We start from the raw sequence: 17,415 nt of genomic DNA on the forward strand, positions 1-17,415 counted from the left end.
TCACCCTGGACGAGGCGCCGAAGGGCTACGCCGACTTCGATGGCGGGGCCGCCAAGAAATTCGTCATCGACCCCCACGGCAGCGTGGCGGCCTGACAGCACCTGGAACCGAACGGCCTCGCTCAGCAATGAGCGAGGCCGTTTTCGAGTGGCCCGCCGGGTAGCGCCTTCCGGGGCCCGAATTTCTCACACGATCCAGACACTTCCCTTCACTGGCGCTGTACAACGGACATCGGCGAGACGCCTTGCCGATGTTTCCATAGCAACAACAATCGAGAGTGACCCCATGCAATCCGAGAGTGGCCTATTAAAGGGCCTCAACCCCACCGTCACCATCGCCTCGAAAATCCTGGTCATCGGTTTCGTGACGTTCTGCGCCATCATGGCCGATCAGGCCGGCGTCATCTTTCAGGAGATCTCCACCGCCGTCCTCAATAATGCCAAGTGGTTCTACCTGGGGCTGGTCAGCGCCGTGCTGGCGTTCCTGCTGTATCTGATGATGAGCCGCTTCGGACACATCCGCCTGGGCAAGGATGACGAGCGTCCCGAATTCAGCTTCATGTCCTGGGTCAGCATGCTGTTTTCCGGCGGCATGGGCATCGGCCTGCTGTTCTGGTCGGTCGGCGAGCCCATGCTGCACTATGCCGGCAACCCCTTCACCGAGGGGCTGACCGACGAAGCCGCCAACATGGCGATGCGCATCAGCTTCTTCCACTGGGGGCTGCATCCCTGGGCGACCTTCATCATCGTGGCGCTGGTGCTGTCCTACTTCTCCTATCGCAAGGGCTTGCCGCTGACACTGCGCTCGACCCTGTACCCCTTCATCGGCGAGCGGGTCCACGGCCGCATCGGCGACGTCGTGGACATCCTGACCGTGGCCATCACCGCGCTCGGCATCTCCAACTCGCTGGGCATGGGCGTGATCCAGATGAGCAGCGGGCTCAAGAGCGTCTTCGGCGTCGAGATCGGCATGTGGATGCAACTGGGGATGATCGCCCTGATCACCTTCTTCGCCGTGCTGTCGGTGATGTCCGGCGTGGGGCGCGGCATCCGTCGGCTGTCGGAGTGGAACATGCTGCTCTCCTCGGTGATCGTGATCCTGGTACTGGCCATCGGCCCGACCCGCTACATCCTCAATACCCTGCTGCAGAGCACCGGCGGCTACATCAACAACCTGGCGAGCATGAGCCTGTGGGCCGATGCCAACGGCGATACCGGCTGGCAGAACTGGTGGACCGCCTTCTACTGGCCCTGGTGGATGCTGTGGTCGCCGTTCGTCGGCATGTTCATCGCCCGCATCTCCCGGGGACGCACCATCCGCGAGCTGGTCGCCGGCGCCCTGATCGTGCCGACCCTGGTGACCTTCGTGTGGATCGCGGTGTTCGGCGGCAGCGCGCTGTACGAGGAACAGCAGGTCCGTCACGCCCATGAGCAGGCGGTGGCCAGCGGCCAGATCGCCGCCGACAGCGAGTTCACCGGCGGCGCCATCCTCAAGGCCACACAGGAAGACACGCCCACGGCGCTGTTCGCGATGTTCGACGCCATCGACCCCGGCATGTTCGGCAGCATCCTGTCGCTGCTGGTGGTCGTCCTGCTGGCGACCTATTTCATCACCTCGGCGGACTCGGGGACTCTGGTGCTGTGCATTCTCGACAGCGGCGGGCACCAGGAGCCGCCCCAGTCGATCAGGGTGCTGTGGGGCATCATCATCGCCTGCATCGCCGGAGCCCTGCTCTATGCCGGGGGGCTCGAGACGATCCAGACGGCCTCCATCATCGCCGGCTTCCCGATCGCCCTCTTCATCCTGGTGATCTCGATCAGCCTGTACCGCTCGCTGCTCGAGGAGCCGATCGCCAAGGCGGTGCCGGTCCCTCGGGAAAGCTGACCGACAAGCCGGAACTCCACCATCAAGTACCTCCTGGCCTTGGCCCGGCAATAGCCAGGGCCGGGAAGCAAGTCTCGGTTCGGGGCATGGACATAAAAAAAGCTGCCCACGAGGCCGTGGGCAGCTTTGTCGGTCAGCGTCCTGCGCTACCGCACCAGGTGCAGAAAGTGCAGGTGCTTCTCATACTGGTCGAGGATATCGCCGATCACCTGGGATTGAAGGTAGCCGACGATGCTGTACTTCTGCCCTCCTTCATGCAGGAAGACCTCGGCACGATAGTGGCTCTTGTCGACATCTTTCGTTGACTTGCCCAGGCCACGGTAGGTGAAAGACGGCGCCGCATAGGCACGAGCGCGCACGCCATAGAGGAAATCCGCCTCGTCGCCGTGCCCTACTCGCATCGTGCAGCGATCCTCCTCGCGGGTGATGCGTACGTCGAGTTCGCGCTTCTCGAACTCCTTGGCGACCTCCCGCATCGCCGGCTCGACGGTTTCGTCGAGGAAATCGATGACCTGCTGACGGCGTGGCGAGGACACCAGCACGCCGAGCCGATCCTGCCAGGAATAGTCCTGCTCGGCGCCGATGCGTGCGACGTGCCCGGGAGTATTGGCCACGTGCTGCAGGCTGTCGCGCTTGCAGGCCTCGATGCGCAGCGCCTTGAACAGCCCGAAGCCGACCAGGATCAGGATCGGCGCGAACGGCAGGGCCGACGCCAGCGAGGCGGCCTGCAGCGCGGACAGCACGTTGCTGCCGCCGGCCAGGATCAGTGCCGATGCCACCAGGCCTTCGGCGACCGCCCAGAAGACACGCTGCCAGACCGCCGGCTCGCCGTCGTCCTTGGCGGTCAGGGTGTCGATGACCAGCGAGCCCGAGTCGGACGAGGTCACGAAGAAGGTAATGACCAGCAGGGTCGCGACCACCGAGGAGATGCTGGCCAGCGGCAGCGTATCCAGGAAGTGAAACAGCGAGGTAGCGCTGTCGTCGAACACCTGGTCGACCAGGTTCGGCATGGCGCCGTTCATGATGCCGTGCAGGGCCGTGTCACCGAAGACGGTCAGCCACACGCAGGTCACGCCGACGGGCACGAAGATCACGCCGAGCACGAATTCGCGGATGGTGCGGCCGCGCGAGACGCGCGCCACGAACATGCCGACGAACGGCGACCAGGCGATGAACCACGCCCAGTAGAACATCGTCCAGCCGCCCATGAAGGACTCCGTCTCCTCGTCGCCGACGTAGGCATAGACGTTGAACGTCATGTCCAGTGCGGAGGAGAGATAGGTGCCGACGTTCTGGGCCAGCGACTGGAAGATGAACAGCGTCGGGCCGGTGACCGCGACGAACACCAGCAGCAGCACGGCCAGGCGCAGGTTCCACTCGGAGATGCGACGGATGCCGCCGTCCAGGCCGGCGACCACGGAGATGGTCGCGATGCCGGTCACCAGGGCGATCAGCCCCAGCTGCACCATGGGGGTCGACGGAATGTCGAACAGGTAGTTCAGGCCGGCGTTGATCTGCATCACGCCGAGCCCCAGCGAGGTGGCGATGCCGAACATGGTGCCGAACACCGCGAAGACGTCGACGGCATGCCCGATCGGGCCGTGGATGCGCTTGCCGATCAGCGGATACAACGCCGAGCTGATGCGCAATGGCAGGCCATGACGGAAGCTGAAGTAGGCCAGCGCCAGCGCGACGATGGCGTAGACGCCCCAGGCATGCATGCCCCAGTGGAAGAAGGCCAGGCGCATGGCGTCACGCGCGGCCGTGGCCGTCTCGGGCTCGCCCATTGGCGGGCCGGCGAAGTGGAAGACCGGCTCGGCCACGCCGTAGAAGATCAGGCCGATGCCCATGCCGGCGGAGAACAGCATGGCGAACCAGGAGACGTAGCTGAAGTCCGGTACGCTGTGATCGGGGCCGAGCTTGATGCGACCGTAGCGACTGAAGGCCAGAATCAGTGCCAGCGCGAGGTAGATGCCCATGGCCAGCATGTAGAACCAGCCGAAGGTGCTGATGATCCAGTCCTGCAGGGAACCGAACCAGGCACCGGCGGTATCGGGCATGACGACCGTGAACAGTACGAAGGCCAGTATGATGCCGGCCGATGGATAGAAAACCGGTGGATTGATGCCGGCCACCGGGCCGCTTCCGTTGTGATGCATAATTCTCTTTCACATGTGAGTGGTGATGATACGACCGGGCGCACGAGAGGCACCGCCGGACGCACGAGCCCGGTCGTCCGTATGGGTCGAATCTTTCCGGTCGGCCCTGGAGGCAGGAGCGAAGGCCGGGCGCGCCACCCGGTCCGAATGCCCCGCCTCTCATCGAGAGCGGCTGGCTTCGAGCCGTCGCCGGCTTCCTTCAGGAGGGCAACCGGGGAGCGTGACGGGTCGGAATGGTTGGCCGGGCGTTTCGCGGCCGATCGAACGCCTGGGGCCGCGGTCGGCGCCCCCATGGGCAGCCGGCGCAGGCGATGTGGCCGAGAGTCCGGCCGGGCGCCGGCCTGCACGCCGAGTCGTGAAGGCCCGCGATGGGCCGGGGATGTCGGGCCGGCATTCTGGGCAAGATTGCCGTATCATGGAAACGAAGCTTTTTGATAGAACCATCAGGAAACGTGATGACCTCTCCCGGCGTCCCGCGCCCCCTGGATCTCGTCGTGCTCAATACCTTCGTCAACGTGGTGGAAAGCGGTGGCTTCACCGTGGCGGCCGAACGGCTGCACATGGCGCAATCCACCGTCAGCGCCCACATGAAGCGACTGGAAGACACGCTCGACTGCCAGCTGCTGCAGCGTGGGCAGCGGCTCGCCCTGCCCACGCCTTCCGGTGAGCGCCTACTGGCGCATGCCCGTCAGATGCTGCGCCAGAACGCCCTCGCCTGGCAGGACCTTCGCGAGCAGCGGCTCGATGGCGTGGTACGTCTGGGGATCCCCGACGACTACGTCATCTATCTTCCCGAGGCGCTGTCGGCGTTCGAGGCGCGCTTTCCAGGCGTCGAGCTGGAAGTACGCTGCGGCTTGAGCGTCGATCTGGTGCAGGACGTGCAGGCGGGCGCCCTGGACCTGGCGGTCGCGACGCGTCAGCCCAACAGCCCCGGCGGCGAGGTGCTGTGCCGCGAGCCGATGGTATGGGCAGGTGCCGCCGGCTATGACACCCACCAACGCTCCCCCTTGCCGCTCGCGGTGTCCAAGGAAGGCGTCTGCATCTTTCGCGAGCGGGCCATCGCCGCCCTCGAGGCAGCAGGCATCCCTTGGCGCATCGCCTACGCCAGCGCCAGCCTCTCAGGACTCTCGGCCGCGGTTCGGGCGGGGCTTGCGATCACCGTGCTGACGCCTTCAATGATGGGCCAAGAGCTAAGAATCCTGGGCCTGGAAGAAGGCCTGCCGGAGCTTCAGACCACGGAGATCACCCTGCACCGCAGCCCCGGTCGCCCCAGTGAGGCGGCCCAACAGCTGGCCATTCAGCTGCAGGCGCATATCAAGAGCCGATCGGCTCGCTAATCGTCCTCGCGTTCGCGACGCATCAACGACAAACACCGATATCGTCTCATGGGGCTTCCATGCCATGAGCTGCACTAAGGGCACAGCGGCGAACGCGAGGTCATGTCTTCCGTAGGTAACCGAGTCCATGCCCTGATTGGCTTTGGAGTGTAGAGTAGGCAGGTCGGCCCAGACTCTCGCTTGAATCCATCCATAGCGGCATGAGAACAAAAATCCTGGCACCGAGTGGAGACTACACATGAACATGCCCAGCTCTTCCATCCAGCGCTCCAAAGAGGCTCGCGAGGCCTTTTTCCAGCGCGGGCAGCTCCCCACCGGACTCGTCGACGATGCCATCCTCAATTCGTGGCAGCGCTGCACGGCTCAGCACAAGAGCGTCACAGAGCGGGTCGAGTACGACACCCTGGCTCGATCCGGTCTCGCTGAACTTCTGGAAGCGAGCCGTACGCTCATGGAGGCCGCCAACGAGCCACTCGAGCAACTGAATCGCACGGTCAGCGGCGCTGGTTATGCCCTGCTGCTCACCGATCACCGAGGCCATGCCCTGAGTGCCTATCGTGGTAGCTCCCGTGCTGACAGGCTCGTCAAGCAGGCCTTCCGCCAGGGCGTCAATCTCTCCGAACAACGTATCGGCACCTCGGCGATGTCCTGTGCACTCTCGGAAGGCCGACCGGTCGCCGTTTCTGGTCCAGAGCACTACCTCAGCGCCAACCATATTCTCCACTGTGCCGCCGCACCGATCATCGACCCCCAGGGCCGGACCATCGGCTCGATCGATATCACCCGTGAGCATCCCCTCGTTCAGGGCAGTGCACTCTCGCTCGTGACCCAATGCGCGAAGACCATCGAGCGTCGGCTGATGGCCATGCTGGAGCCCTACTTGGTACTCCGGCTGGACTGGGAGCTGCAGGAGCCGGCCTCCGACGATATGCTGATCGCGTTGGGCGCTGAAGGCGAACTCCTTGGCATGACCCCTCGCGTGCGCGAAGTGATGGGCCTGACGACCACCGATGGCCCGCGTGGCTTCCAGGATCTGTTCGATCTTCGCTTCGAATCCGTGGTGGACGCCGCCCGCCGCCGGCAGTCTCCCATTCTGGGTCAAGCTCATTCCGGCCTCTCCTTCTCCCTGCATCCCTTCAGCCAGCAGACGCCATGTCTCATCCAGGGATCGGCGCAACGCCGTCCCGTCAATGATTCGCCGCCCCCCGTACCTCGTACGCCCGACTTCGGTGATCCCTCCCTGAACGCCCAGACCACTTTGGCACTCAGGGCAATGAGCAAGAGACTGCCGATCCTGATCCAGGGCGATACCGGCACCGGCAAGGAGGTGATGGCCCAAGCGCTCCATCGCAACAGCGACAAGCACAGTGGTGAGTTCGTCGCGATCAATTGTGCCGCCATCCCCGAGGCCCTGATCGAGGGCGAACTCTTCGGCCACATGGAAGGCGCCTACACCGGTGCTCGCCGCGGCGGAGCCCCCGGCAAGATCGAGCAAGCCGATGGGGGCACCCTCTTCCTGGACGAGATCGGCGATATGCCCCTCGCGCTTCAAAGCCGGCTACTGAGAGTCTTGGAGACCCAGGAAGTGATACGGCTCGGGGGCAGAACCACCAAACGCATCGACTTCCAGCTGATCTGCGCCACCCATCGCAACTTGACCGAAGCCGTCGCTCTAGGCGAGTTCCGTGACGACCTGCTCTACCGCATCAAGGGCATGCCCCTATCGATTCCCCCGCTGCGGGAGCGTACCGGGCTACGCGAATTCCTGATCGGCCAGTGCGACCAGGTCACCGAAGGCCGACGCCAGCTGTCTGTGGCCAGCCTGGACATCCTGCTGGCCCATGAATGGCCCGGCAATGTCCGCGAGCTGCGCCATGCCCTGACCTATGCCGACGTCATGGCCGAGGACGCCCAGGTAACGATCGAACCTGACCACCTGCCGATGGATCTCCTGCGCACCACGACGACCCGCTCTTCCCCCTTGTCCGGGAGAGCGGTCGGAACATTGCAAACGCTGGAATGGGCGGCCATCGAAAAGGCGATGGCACAAGAGGAAGGCAACGTCAACGCTGCCGCCAAGCGGCTCGGCATCAGCCGTGCCACCCTTTATCGACGACTCAAGCAACGTAAGGCGTAGCAGGACCAGCCAAAGGCGATATAACCAGTCGGCCGGCCCTGCCCTGCTATCCCTCCTTCCGGGACATGATCATTGTCGGCCGCACCACCTCAGGGCCAACACGCTCAGGCGGCGAGAAAGTCGCCGGTCGTCGTGACGGTACCGTAGGCGAAGGCCAGCGCCGCCATGATGGTGGCATGAGCCTGCGCCGCGGGTACGGTCAGCCCCTCGAATTCGACGTCTTGGGTCGCACAGGCATCGTGCACGATGGTGACCCGGTAGCCGAAGTCGGCGGCCGCCCGGCTGGTCGCATCGATACAGACATGACTCATTGCCCCGACGACGACGACGTCCTCGACTCCCTCGGCATCGAGTCGCTGCTTCAGGTCCGTCTCCCGAAACGCATTGGGCGAGTGCTTCAGGATCACCGCTTCACCGTCCTGAGGCACGACGGCCGGATGGATCTCGACGCCCGAACTGCCCGGCGTGAAGATCGGCGCCTGAGGATCAGGGAACTCGTGACGAATATTGATGACCGTATCGCCCTCGGCGCGTGCGGCCTGGATCACCCTGGCCGCATTGGCCGCGGCCGCTTCGATGCCGACCAGAGGCAGCTTGCCGGACGGGAAGTACTCGTTCTGGATATCGACGACGATGATGGCGCGTTGGCTCATGGTGTTCCTCTCTCGGATTGTGGTCGGTTCGGGACGGGCGGATGATGCCTTCACGGAAGCGCGGGCTCACCGGTCAGCTGACGGCGTATGTCGCTGCGGTCGAAGTGCGCGCGCTTCTCGATGATCTTCCCCTCGGCGATCGTCAGCAGCATCAGCAGCGAGAAGCGCAGGTGTCTTCCCGCCGGCGCGATGCCATCGACGGGACCGCCCGTGTGCACTCCGTCGAAGACCAGGTAGGCGGCCACCCGATCACCCTCGGCGATCAGCTGCTCGATCCGGAAGCTGAAGCCCGGAAACGCATCGAAGTTCTTCTTTTCCGAGGCGATGAAGCCATCGGCTCCGTGAATGGGGGTATCCATCTGCAGGTAGAACACGAAGTCCGGGTGACACAGTGCCGCCGCGGCAGCGTAGTCCTCATTCTGGAGGGCCTCGTAGAACCGGCACACCACTTGCTTGTTCACTTCGGTAGACATGTCGTTGGCTCGCTGCTTGGCAGTAAATGGAAAGAGTTCAGAGGACGCAGGTCTCGCCGTCCTCGGGCACCAGGAGCCGCTCGCTCATCCCTTGTTCGGCGGCGAAGGCCCGCAGCTCGTCACGGCTCAACGTGGCGTGGTTGACCGACTCCATGTGGGTCGCGACCAGGGTGGCCTGCGGCGCCGCCTTGTGGACCTCGTGGACATCCTGCTTGCCCATGATGATGGAGCCGAGCTCCGGGATGCGGGCATCGCCGGCATTGAGGATGACGATCTCCGGCCGGTGCGTCGCCAGGCTGTCCCGCACATGGGCGTTCCAGACGGTATCGCCGGCGAGATAGGCGGTCTTCTCTTCGGGATGCGCGAATACCACGCCACAGACCTCGCCCAGCAGCTCGCCCGCGGGAGAGGCCATGATCGCGTCGCTGCCGTGCTGCCCCGAGGTCTTGATCAGCGAGATGCCCGCGAAGTCGCTGTCGACGCCAAGCACCCGCACGTCGGAGAAGCCCTCGGCGCGGATCGCCTCCGCATCCTGCTCGTTCTGCACGAACAGCGGTTTGTCCTTGGGAATGTGCTGCCTGGCCGTGTCGTCCCAGTGGTCCTCGTGGGTATGGGTCACGATGACGGCATCGACCGCGAGGATGTCTCCCATGGGGATGGGCAGGTCCACCAGGGGGTTGGACAGGTGATCGTTGACGGTGCCCGGAAACGCCGGAAAGGCGCCCTTGGGCGAGAGCATGGGATCGACGAGAAAGCGCTTGCCCGCATAGTCGACGATCACGGTGGCGTTGCGGATCTGCTGGAGTTTCATGGTCAGGGTCTCCTTCGGGTGTATCAGCATTTCGGGAACGGTTGGTCCAGAATGGTCAAAAAAAGACGAGGTGTCAGTGGTCTCGATCGAGCATGAACAGCAGCGAGTTCAGGGAGTCGTCGAGCCGTGCCCTGTCGCTGCCGGCGCGCACCATGATCTGCAGGCCGGGAAAGGCCAGCACCAGCAGGCGCGCCAGGTGGCGCGCGTCGTAGGCGTCGCCGACCGAGCCCTCGGCCTGGCCGCGTGCGATCGCCTCAGCCAGCGCCTCTTCGATCAGGGTGAAGTCCTGCAGGACACGCCCGCGAATCTCGGGGTCGCGAGGCGCCATCTCGACGGCCTGGTTGATGCTCATGCAGCCACGCGAGGGGTCACCGTCTCCGGCATCGAGGACAATCTTGCGGAAGAAGCCCTCGATGGCCTCCCGTGCCGGCCTATGCGCGAGCATCCGGCGCATCTCCCGTTCGCGTGCCTCGCGGTAGGCATCGAACGCGGCCACGAACAATTCGCGCTTGCCGCCGAAGGCGGCATACAGGCTGCTCTTGCTGAGCCCCGTCGCCGCGAGGAGATCGGCCATCGAGGTCGCCTCGTAGCCCTTGTGCCAGAACACATTCATGGCCTGATGCAGGGCCTCGGTGGTATTGAATGCCTGTGGTCGTGCCATCGCCTTGCCACTCTGTTTTCAGAAGGACCAATGCACGCTATTCTGGACCAATCGGTCCCCAACTGCAAGAGAACCGCTACTGATGCTGCCCATCGCCCAGACCACATCGCTTCCCCTCTCTATTTGCCGAAGGCTCCAGATCAGATATCCACGCGCCTACGGTCGGAGCTCCTCGTCGCGACAAGAACCCAGCCGCCTGACCTTTCCCGCTGAGACACGGGAGTTTCAAATTGAGACAAGCGGTCACTAGTCACACTGCACAAAACCATTAACCCACTGATAAAAAAGGGAATATCTCCAAGAACAACTCTGGCACGATACTTGCTATTTCTTAGCGAGGTTACTCAGGTCGCTGGAAACAACACCTTCGATCGACCATGACAGACAAAAAACAATCGTGGAGAGACCGCCCCGATGAATCCTCTACTTACCGCCGGACTGACTGGCCTGGCCCTGCTGCTGCCGCCGGCTCTTGCCCAGGCTTCTCCGGGTAGCGACGCCATCAATCGATACTGTTCGGGTTGTCACCAGCCCCAGGACGGCCCAGAAAGCTGGAGCCGCATCAGCCAACAGCGCAAGACGCCTGAGGGTTGGGACATGACGATCATACGCATGCAGACCATGCACGGCGTCACAGTGCCCATGGAAGCGCGCCGTGACATCGTCAAGTACCTGTCAGACACACGGGGCCTTGCTCCCGAGGAAAGCGCCCCCCAGCGCGCCTTGATCGAGCGCCGCCTCAACCGGGTAGAGTCTTTCGACCATCCCACCTTCCAGGCGATGTGCGCACGTTGCCACACCGGTGGTCGCCCCTTGTTGCAACGCCGTCCCCAGAAGGAGTGGGAACGGCTTGTGCACTTCCATGTCGGGCAGTTCCCGACCCTGGAATATCAGTCGATGGCCCGGGACCGCGACTGGCTCGATATCGCCCTGAACGATATCGCCCCCTGGCTGGGCGACAGTCACGGATTGGAGAGTGAGGCCTGGCAGGCCTGGCAGGATAACGGGATCGACTCTCCGGATGGCGACTGGCAGTTGTGGGGCCACTGGCCCGGCGAGGGCGACTTCTATGCCGATGTCACCATCACCGCAGCCGATGGCGAGGACGCCTATGACTTGACCCTGGACGGCGCCTTCACCGACGGCCGCCAACTCGACGGCGAGGGCCAAGCCATGGTCTACACCGGCTACGAGTGGCGAGCCAACCTGAACCTCAACGGCCACGACTTCAAGCAGGTGCTGGATCTTGCCGGTGACCGCCCCAACGGACGCATCTTCGATGACCGTGACGAGGCCTTCGGGATCCAGGTGGAGATGTTGCCCGCCGACGAGGTGGCCACGCCTGCCCTGGTGGCCAGCCAGCCGGCGGCACTCCAGGCCGGCATGCGGGGGCGCCTGGTGTTGCTGGGTCACGGACTGGGCAAAGGCGGCATCGACCTGGGAGAGGGCGTGACGGTGCACGAGGTAGTCGAGCGCAGCGACAGCCGGGTGGTGCTCGACGTAGAAACCGCCTCCGACCTTACCCCCGGTTGGCTGCCGGTGCAGGTGGGCGAGGCCGATGCCGATACGCTGCTCGCCGGTTACCAGACCGTGGATCGCCTGGAGTTGAGTCCCGATCTCGGTGTGGCGCGGGTCGCCAGCGAGGCTACCCCGGCGGTCAGCGGCGTATTCAGTGCCCAGGGCTACCTCGACAACCCCGAGGGCGACGACATCCCCCTGGGGCGGGTGCCGGTGACCTGGAGCGTCGCCCCCTGGGACGAGATCGCCGAGGACGAGGAGGACGTCAAGTATGCCGGCACCCTGGACGCCGCCACTGGCATCTTCTCCCCCGGCGGCGCGGGCCCCAATCCGCTGCGCCGATTCGACACCAACAACGCCGGCAACCTGCGGGTTACCGCCAGCGTAGTGGGCCAGGAGGACGTCCAGGACGACGCCCACCTGATCGTCACCGTGCAACGCTGGAACAACCCGCCGCTGCGCTAGGAGGCCACCATGGGAATCTTGCAAGCCATACCCCAGAACCTGCATCGGGTGGAGGTGGAAGGAGAACCACTTTGGTTCCATATCCCCACCACCAGCCTGTTCGCCCCGGACGCCCTGAGCGAGGAACTGCTCTCCCTGGCAGACCGTGCAGAAGGCCTGGATCCAGGTGCCTTGCCCGGTCACCTGTCGCAGGACATCGGCCACGAGGACGTCAGGGCGCGCCTGGAGCAGCTCAAGGCGCTGAAGCTGATCACCGATGGCGCGGTGCAGGCCTACAACCCCACGGTCGAGGTGGAACAGTTCCCGCTATCCACCGTGGTCCTCAACGTCAACACCGGCTGCAACCTGAGTTGTAGCTACTGCTACAAGGAAGATCTCGACAATCCCCGTGACGGCAAGAAGATGGATCTGGCCACGGCCCAGTCTTCCATCGAGCTGATGCTGCGCGAGGCGCCCCAGCGGGATCGCTACAACATCGTCTTCTTCGGCGGTGAGCCACTCAGCAACATGCCGCTGATCCGCGAGGTCGTCGAGTGGGCCGAGCAGCGCATCCACGGCCTCGGCAAGGCGGTGGACTTCACCCTGACGACCAACGCCACCCTGCTGACCGAGGAAAAGATCGCCTTCTTCGACGCCCACCGCTTCGGTCTCACGATCAGCATGGATGGGCCCAAGGCGATCCACGACAAGAACCGCATCGCCGTCAACGGCCAGGGCACCTACGATCTTGTGGCACGGCGCATCAAGCCGCTGCTGGCCAACTACCGCTCGCGGCCGGTGGGCGCCCGGGTCACCCTGACCCGGGGGGTGACCGACGTGATCGGCATCCACGACCACCTGGTCAACGAGTTGGGCTTCGCCGAGGCGGGCTTCGCCCCGGTGACCTCCGGCGACATGGCCGCATACAACCTCACCAGCGAGGAACTGCAGACGGTCTTCGACGGCATGGTCGCGCTCGGCGAACGCGCCGTGGCCGCCGCCCTCGAGGGGCGCGACATCGGCTTCGGCAACTTCAATCAGTTGCTTACCGATCTCTGGGAGGGGCGCAGCAAGGCGGTGCCCTGTGGCGCCGGCCTGGGGCTGGTCTCGGTGGATCACGCCGGCGACGTGCACCTCTGTCACCGCTTCACCGGCTCCGACATGCCGACCTTCGGCAACGTCGACGATGGCCTGGACCATGACGGCCTCAAGCAGTTCGTCGAGGCCCGGGCGGATCGCAGCGAAAGGGGCTGTGCCGACTGCCGGATCCGCAACCTCTGCTCTGGCGGTTGCTACCACGAGAGCTATGCCCGTTACGGCGATCCCATGACCCCCACCTACCACTACTGCGACCTGATGCGCGACTGGGTGGACTTTGGCATCCAGGCCTACGCGCGCATCCTGCGTCATAACCCCGCATTTCTCGACGGCCCCCTGGCCGGGAGGCAGAGCGCATGAGCGATAACAAGAAGAGCTTGACTGAACTGGGGCTGGCCCCACTCAACCGCAAGGCGCGCGCCATGGAACGCGCCGCAACTCCCGAGGCGCTGGAGGAAGTCCAGGCCATGCAGACCGTGGCCGGCTGTACCTCGAGCTTCGATCCGGGCTGGGAGGTGGACCCTTTCGGCGGCGTGGCCTCGCTGTGCCAGCCCATGGAGGCGGACCTCTACGGCTGCGCCGACCCCTGCTGGTGGCCCGCCCAGGTGCCGGACACCATGAACACCTATCCCGATTGGGCCGAAGGGGCCCCACGTGCCGAGGACGACTGGCGCAAGCTGGACAGCCTCGATCCGGGCAGTGCCGTCTATCCGGGAGGAAATCAGCAATGAAGCGACTCAGCCTTACCCTGGCTGGCCTCATGGCCCTGGCAGGACAACCCTTGCTGGCCGCGGAGACCGGCACCGACGAGGTCCGCGAGTACCTGGTCACCATGGCACATCCCAACCAGCTACATGTGATCGACCCCGTGGCTCAGGAGATTGTGCGCACCTGTGACATCGAGGGTGACTTCGGCCCCGGCACGCTGCAGCTCTCCCCGGACAATCGCACGGCCTACATCCTGCATGACCGCTGGGAAGACGTGGTCGGCGTCGATCTCACCAACTGCGATGAAGTGTTCCACGCTCACGGCCCGCACGGCAACATCGGCGCCAAGGCCATGACCTCCATCGCCGTCAGCCCGGATGGAAAGCGAGTCTACGTCATCTGGGACCGTGTCGAGAAAAACCTCGATCACTACCGGGTGCTCGAGCCACAGCTGGCCGTATACGATACCTCCGCAGGCCTCGACGCCGAGCCCATCGCCACCTTCCCTGCCCCCCGCCAGGTACTGATCATGGCAACCGGTGCGGATGGCAGCCTCTACCTGGCAGGACCGGACATCTATCGCATGGACCCGTCCTCGGGCGAGATCGAGACCGCCATCGCCAACCGTAGCTGGGATGACCCGGACTACGGGGACGTCGACTCCCTCTCGATATGGACCCTTGGCGAGGTCACCAACGACTTCATCAGGCCCTACGCCGTCGCCAAATACCCCGGCACGGAGGATGAATCGTGGTATTGGGGGGTTAACCGGGTCGACCTGACCACTGGCGAAACCGAGCGGAAAGAGATCGTGCCCTTCGAGACGCTCTTCTACTCCATCGTCCCGGATCCCAACGACAAGGACATCTACTACGGTGTCTTTAACCACATCACCAGGATAGATAGTAGCTCCAAGGAAGCCGTTGATGCCGTCGAGCTCGATCATACCTACTACAGCATCAACACCTCTTACGATGGCTCGCGGATTTACGTGGGCGGGGCCTCCCACGATATCGCCATCTATGATGATGAACTCAACGACCTGGGGCGCATACAGCTGCCAGGCGACATGAGCTTCTCTACTCTCAAGGTGGCGCGCTTCTGAGACCGTGACGCGCATCCCTGTTGGCCGGGGCTCCTGGAGTCACCGGCCCTTTTGTTGGGGGGAAAGGCCGATGCTCACAAGACCAGGGAGTGGCCGCAAGTCCAGCCAGGCGTTGCCCTGGGGCTGGCTCTACCGGCCCCTCAAGGCACGGCGACTGGCGCTGGCCCGGCTCCTGGCATTGAGTCTGCTCACCACGGGGCTCGCGCTGTTGCCACCGCTACTGACCCAGCGGCTGATCGACCAAGGCCTGACTCAAGGCGACTTCACATGGGTCGTGACCTATGTGACCGCCTTGGTGCTGCTGGGCCTGGTGACCCTGACCCTGCAGGGCGTGACCCGCCTGCAGCACGTGGCACTCTCCGCCCGGCTGCTGCTGTCGCTGCGCCGCTCGCTGCTGCGTCATCTACTGCGCCTTGCCCCGGCCCGCTGGCAGGCCCGGGGACGAGGCGACCTGATGAGCCGACTCGACGGCGACTTGTCGGTCCTCCAGGGCTTCGCCCTGGATGGCCTGCTGGGCGGACTCTCCAACCTGCTGGGGCTGGTGGGCGCCCTGGCCATGATCGGCGTTTTCAGTCCCCTGCTGATGGCCTTGATAGCGGTTCTGGTACCCATTCAATGGCTCTGGCTTCGCGCCTGGCGGCCGGCGCTCACCCGTCGCCAACAGGCACTGCGCGAGCAGAGTGGCGATATCTCCGGGTTCTGGCAGGATACCCTGGCCCACGGACCCTGGTTTCAGGGCCAGGCTCTGGAAGCCTCGCGACTCAACCGCCTTCAGGGGCTCGGTCACGAACAGCTGCGCCGCCTCTTGGCGGTGCGCTGGGTAGGCTTCCTCAGCGACATGGGACCACAGTTGATCCTCGCCCTGGCCCGGGCCGGGGTGCTGCTGCTCGGCGGCTATCTGGTGATCCAGGGACGGTTGCAACTGGGCGAGCTGGTGGCACTGCTGGCCTACCTGGGCATGGTAATGGCACCCATCGGCGGCCTACTCGGTCTCTATGGCGGTTGGCAGCGGGCTCGGGTCAGCGCCGAACGCCTCGCCGAGCTCTTCGACGAACCGGCCATGCGCGATCCTTACCTGGGAAAGCGCCCCTGCGGCCCCGATGAAATTCGTCTCGAACACCTGCGTTTCCGCCACTCCGGTCAAACGGAATGGCTACTGGACGGTGTGGAGCTCACCCTGGAACCGGGCACCAAGGTGCTGATCGAGGGACCCTCCGGGGCCGGCAAGAGCAGCCTGATTCGCCTGCTGCTGGGCCTGGAGACGCCCGAAGAAGGCGCGATCCGCGTGGATGGCGTGCCACTCGTCGAGCTCTCCCGCCACCACTGGCTCAAGCGGGTGGCCTGGGTGGAACAGCACCCGAGCCTGCTGCGAGGCAGCCTGGCCCAGACGCTGCGCGCTCTGGCGCCCGAGGCCAAGGACCACGAACTGATCGAGGCCCTGGCGAGGGTCGGCCTCTCCGACTGGTTCAACGGCTTACCCCTGGGTCTGGACACCGAGCTGGGCGATCTGGGCGGCAGGGTCTCCGGCGGCCAGCGGGCGCGGTTGGCCTTGGCCCGGGCACTGCTCAAGAAGCCCCGGCTGGTGTTGCTGGACGAACCCACCTCGGCACTCGACCCTGAGGCCGCCCGAGCCTTCGACACCCTGCTCGACCAGGTGCTGGCCGATACCAGTCGGCTGATTATCAGTCATCAAGGGGACAATTTCAGGAATCTGGATGGCCGCTACCGTCTGGCGACGGGGCGACTGGTCGCGGTCTCGGAGTCGGCGTCGTGCCTCTGATATCGACCCAGACGCCGAGCCTGGGTCTGATCGATAGCGGCGTGCCTGCGGGCACGGCCCTGGTACGCTTCCACTCACCCGGCTCTCCTGACGCCGAGGATCGGCTGGGCCATGGGCGGGCCATCCTCGCCACCCTGGGCCACTATCTGCCGCTATCGCGGCTGGAGATCGCTCTCTACAAGCTGTTCGAGACGCGTCTGACTGCCGATGCCGCTGACCTGGCGGCGGCCTTCGAATGGTACGCCACGGCCCCCCCGGCCTGGCTGCTGTGCAGCTTGGGGCTTCCCCGCAGCGATGACCGCCTGCAGACCGCGGTGGAACGACTGCAGGTCGCCGGCACACGGATCATCGCTTCGAGCCCCCGCTTCGGGGCACCCACCTACCCCGCGGCCTGGCCCGGGGTGATCGCGGTCAGCGGCGCGGCGGGCCTGTTGCCGGGCCCGCCGCGCCAGGGACGCGATGGCCGCTGGTATGCCTGCGTCTGGGCGGCGCGAAGAGCGAGCGTGGAGAGCCCTTGGCAGCCCTGGATGACGGGGCCGCCACCGGCGGGAACACCGTCACCCCTGGGCGGGGCCAGCTTCGCCGCGGCCCATGCCCTGGGCTATTGGCTAGCAAAGGAAGTCGGCGAATCGCTAATGCGGTGACCG

General features: G+C 64.8%; 14 protein-coding genes. 9 read left to right on the top strand and 5 right to left on the bottom strand.

The annotated features are described in order from the left end of the window. Positions 1 to 285: 285 nt before the first annotated feature. Positions 286 to 1,884 carry a BCCT family transporter gene (locus tag FHR96_RS02585; protein ID WP_183386105.1) on the top strand — a complete coding sequence of 533 codons (1,599 nt, stop codon included), beginning with the start codon at positions 286 to 288 and terminating at the stop codon, positions 1,882 to 1,884. A 146-nt stretch (positions 1,885 to 2,030) separates the two neighbouring features. Here the strand turns inward: FHR96_RS02585 and betT are convergent, their stop codons facing one another. Further along, positions 2,031 to 4,043 carry a choline BCCT transporter BetT gene (betT, locus tag FHR96_RS02590; RefSeq protein ID WP_183386106.1) on the bottom strand — a complete coding sequence of 671 codons (2,013 nt, stop codon included), beginning with the start codon at positions 4,041 to 4,043 and terminating at the stop codon, positions 2,031 to 2,033. Between the two features lie 455 nt (positions 4,044 to 4,498). Between betT and FHR96_RS02595 the strand changes: the two genes are divergently transcribed. Both FHR96_RS02595 and FHR96_RS02600 read left to right on the top strand, forming a co-directional pair. Then, entirely contained in the window at positions 4,499 to 5,380 is an 882-nt protein-coding gene (locus FHR96_RS02595) for a LysR substrate-binding domain-containing protein (protein ID WP_183386107.1), read from the top strand. A 238-nt stretch (positions 5,381 to 5,618) separates the two neighbouring features. After that, positions 5,619 to 7,517 (top strand): sigma-54-dependent Fis family transcriptional regulator, encoded by a 1,899-nt coding sequence (locus tag FHR96_RS02600; RefSeq protein WP_183386108.1) that lies wholly within the window; start codon positions 5,619 to 5,621, stop codon positions 7,515 to 7,517. Positions 7,518 to 7,621: 104 nt separating this feature from the next. On the opposite strand, the gene FHR96_RS02605 is transcribed toward FHR96_RS02600, so the two are convergent. The 4 genes from FHR96_RS02605 to FHR96_RS02620 form a co-directional block, all read right to left on the bottom strand. Beyond that, a complete protein-coding gene (locus tag FHR96_RS02605) occupies positions 7,622 to 8,170 on the bottom strand; it encodes a cysteine hydrolase family protein (protein WP_183386109.1) in 549 nt (182 codons plus the stop codon). A gap of 50 nt (positions 8,171 to 8,220) precedes the next feature. Further along, positions 8,221 to 8,643 (bottom strand): ester cyclase, encoded by a 423-nt coding sequence (locus tag FHR96_RS02610; RefSeq protein WP_183386110.1) that lies wholly within the window; start codon positions 8,641 to 8,643, stop codon positions 8,221 to 8,223. Between the two features lie 37 nt (positions 8,644 to 8,680). Then, on the bottom strand, positions 8,681 to 9,454 hold the full coding sequence (locus FHR96_RS02615; RefSeq protein ID WP_183386111.1) for an MBL fold metallo-hydrolase: 774 nt from the start codon (positions 9,452 to 9,454) through the stop codon (positions 8,681 to 8,683). A gap of 73 nt (positions 9,455 to 9,527) precedes the next feature. Further along, the gene (locus FHR96_RS02620) at positions 9,528 to 10,115 is read right to left on the bottom strand and encodes a TetR/AcrR family transcriptional regulator (protein WP_183386112.1); all 588 of its coding nucleotides are present in this window, start codon (positions 10,113 to 10,115) and stop codon (positions 9,528 to 9,530) included. 414 nt (positions 10,116 to 10,529) lie between these two features. Between FHR96_RS02620 and peaA the strand changes: the two genes are divergently transcribed. The 6 genes from peaA (at position 10,530) to FHR96_RS02650 (ending at position 17,412) form a co-directional block, all read left to right on the top strand. Further along, a complete protein-coding gene (gene peaA / locus FHR96_RS02625) occupies positions 10,530 to 12,098 on the top strand; it encodes a quinohemoprotein amine dehydrogenase subunit alpha (RefSeq protein WP_183386113.1) in 1,569 nt (522 codons plus the stop codon). 9 nt (positions 12,099 to 12,107) lie between these two features. Beyond that, positions 12,108 to 13,535, top strand: coding sequence for a quinohemoprotein amine dehydrogenase maturation protein (gene peaB / locus FHR96_RS02630; RefSeq protein WP_183386114.1), 1,428 nt, complete (start codon positions 12,108 to 12,110; stop codon positions 13,533 to 13,535). Beyond that, a complete protein-coding gene (qhpC, locus tag FHR96_RS02635; protein ID WP_183386115.1) occupies positions 13,532 to 13,906 on the top strand; it encodes a quinohemoprotein amine dehydrogenase subunit gamma in 375 nt (124 codons plus the stop codon). The genes peaB and qhpC overlap by 4 nt, the downstream gene beginning before the upstream one ends. Beyond that, positions 13,903 to 14,988, top strand: coding sequence for a quinohemoprotein amine dehydrogenase subunit beta (peaD, locus tag FHR96_RS02640; RefSeq protein WP_183386116.1), 1,086 nt, complete (start codon positions 13,903 to 13,905; stop codon positions 14,986 to 14,988). Before qhpC ends, peaD begins: the two co-directional genes overlap by 4 nt. Positions 14,989 to 15,058: 70 nt before the next feature. Continuing rightward, positions 15,059 to 16,768 carry an ATP-binding cassette domain-containing protein gene (locus FHR96_RS02645; RefSeq protein ID WP_183386117.1) on the top strand — a complete coding sequence of 570 codons (1,710 nt, stop codon included), beginning with the start codon at positions 15,059 to 15,061 and terminating at the stop codon, positions 16,766 to 16,768. After that, a complete protein-coding gene (locus FHR96_RS02650; RefSeq protein ID WP_183386118.1) occupies positions 16,759 to 17,412 on the top strand; it encodes a S8/S53 family peptidase in 654 nt (217 codons plus the stop codon). Before FHR96_RS02645 ends, FHR96_RS02650 begins: the two co-directional genes overlap by 10 nt. Positions 17,413 to 17,415: the final 3 nt, after the last annotated feature.

Source organism: Halomonas organivorans (assembly GCF_014192055.1).
GTDB lineage: Bacteria > Pseudomonadota > Gammaproteobacteria > Pseudomonadales > Halomonadaceae > Halomonas > Halomonas organivorans.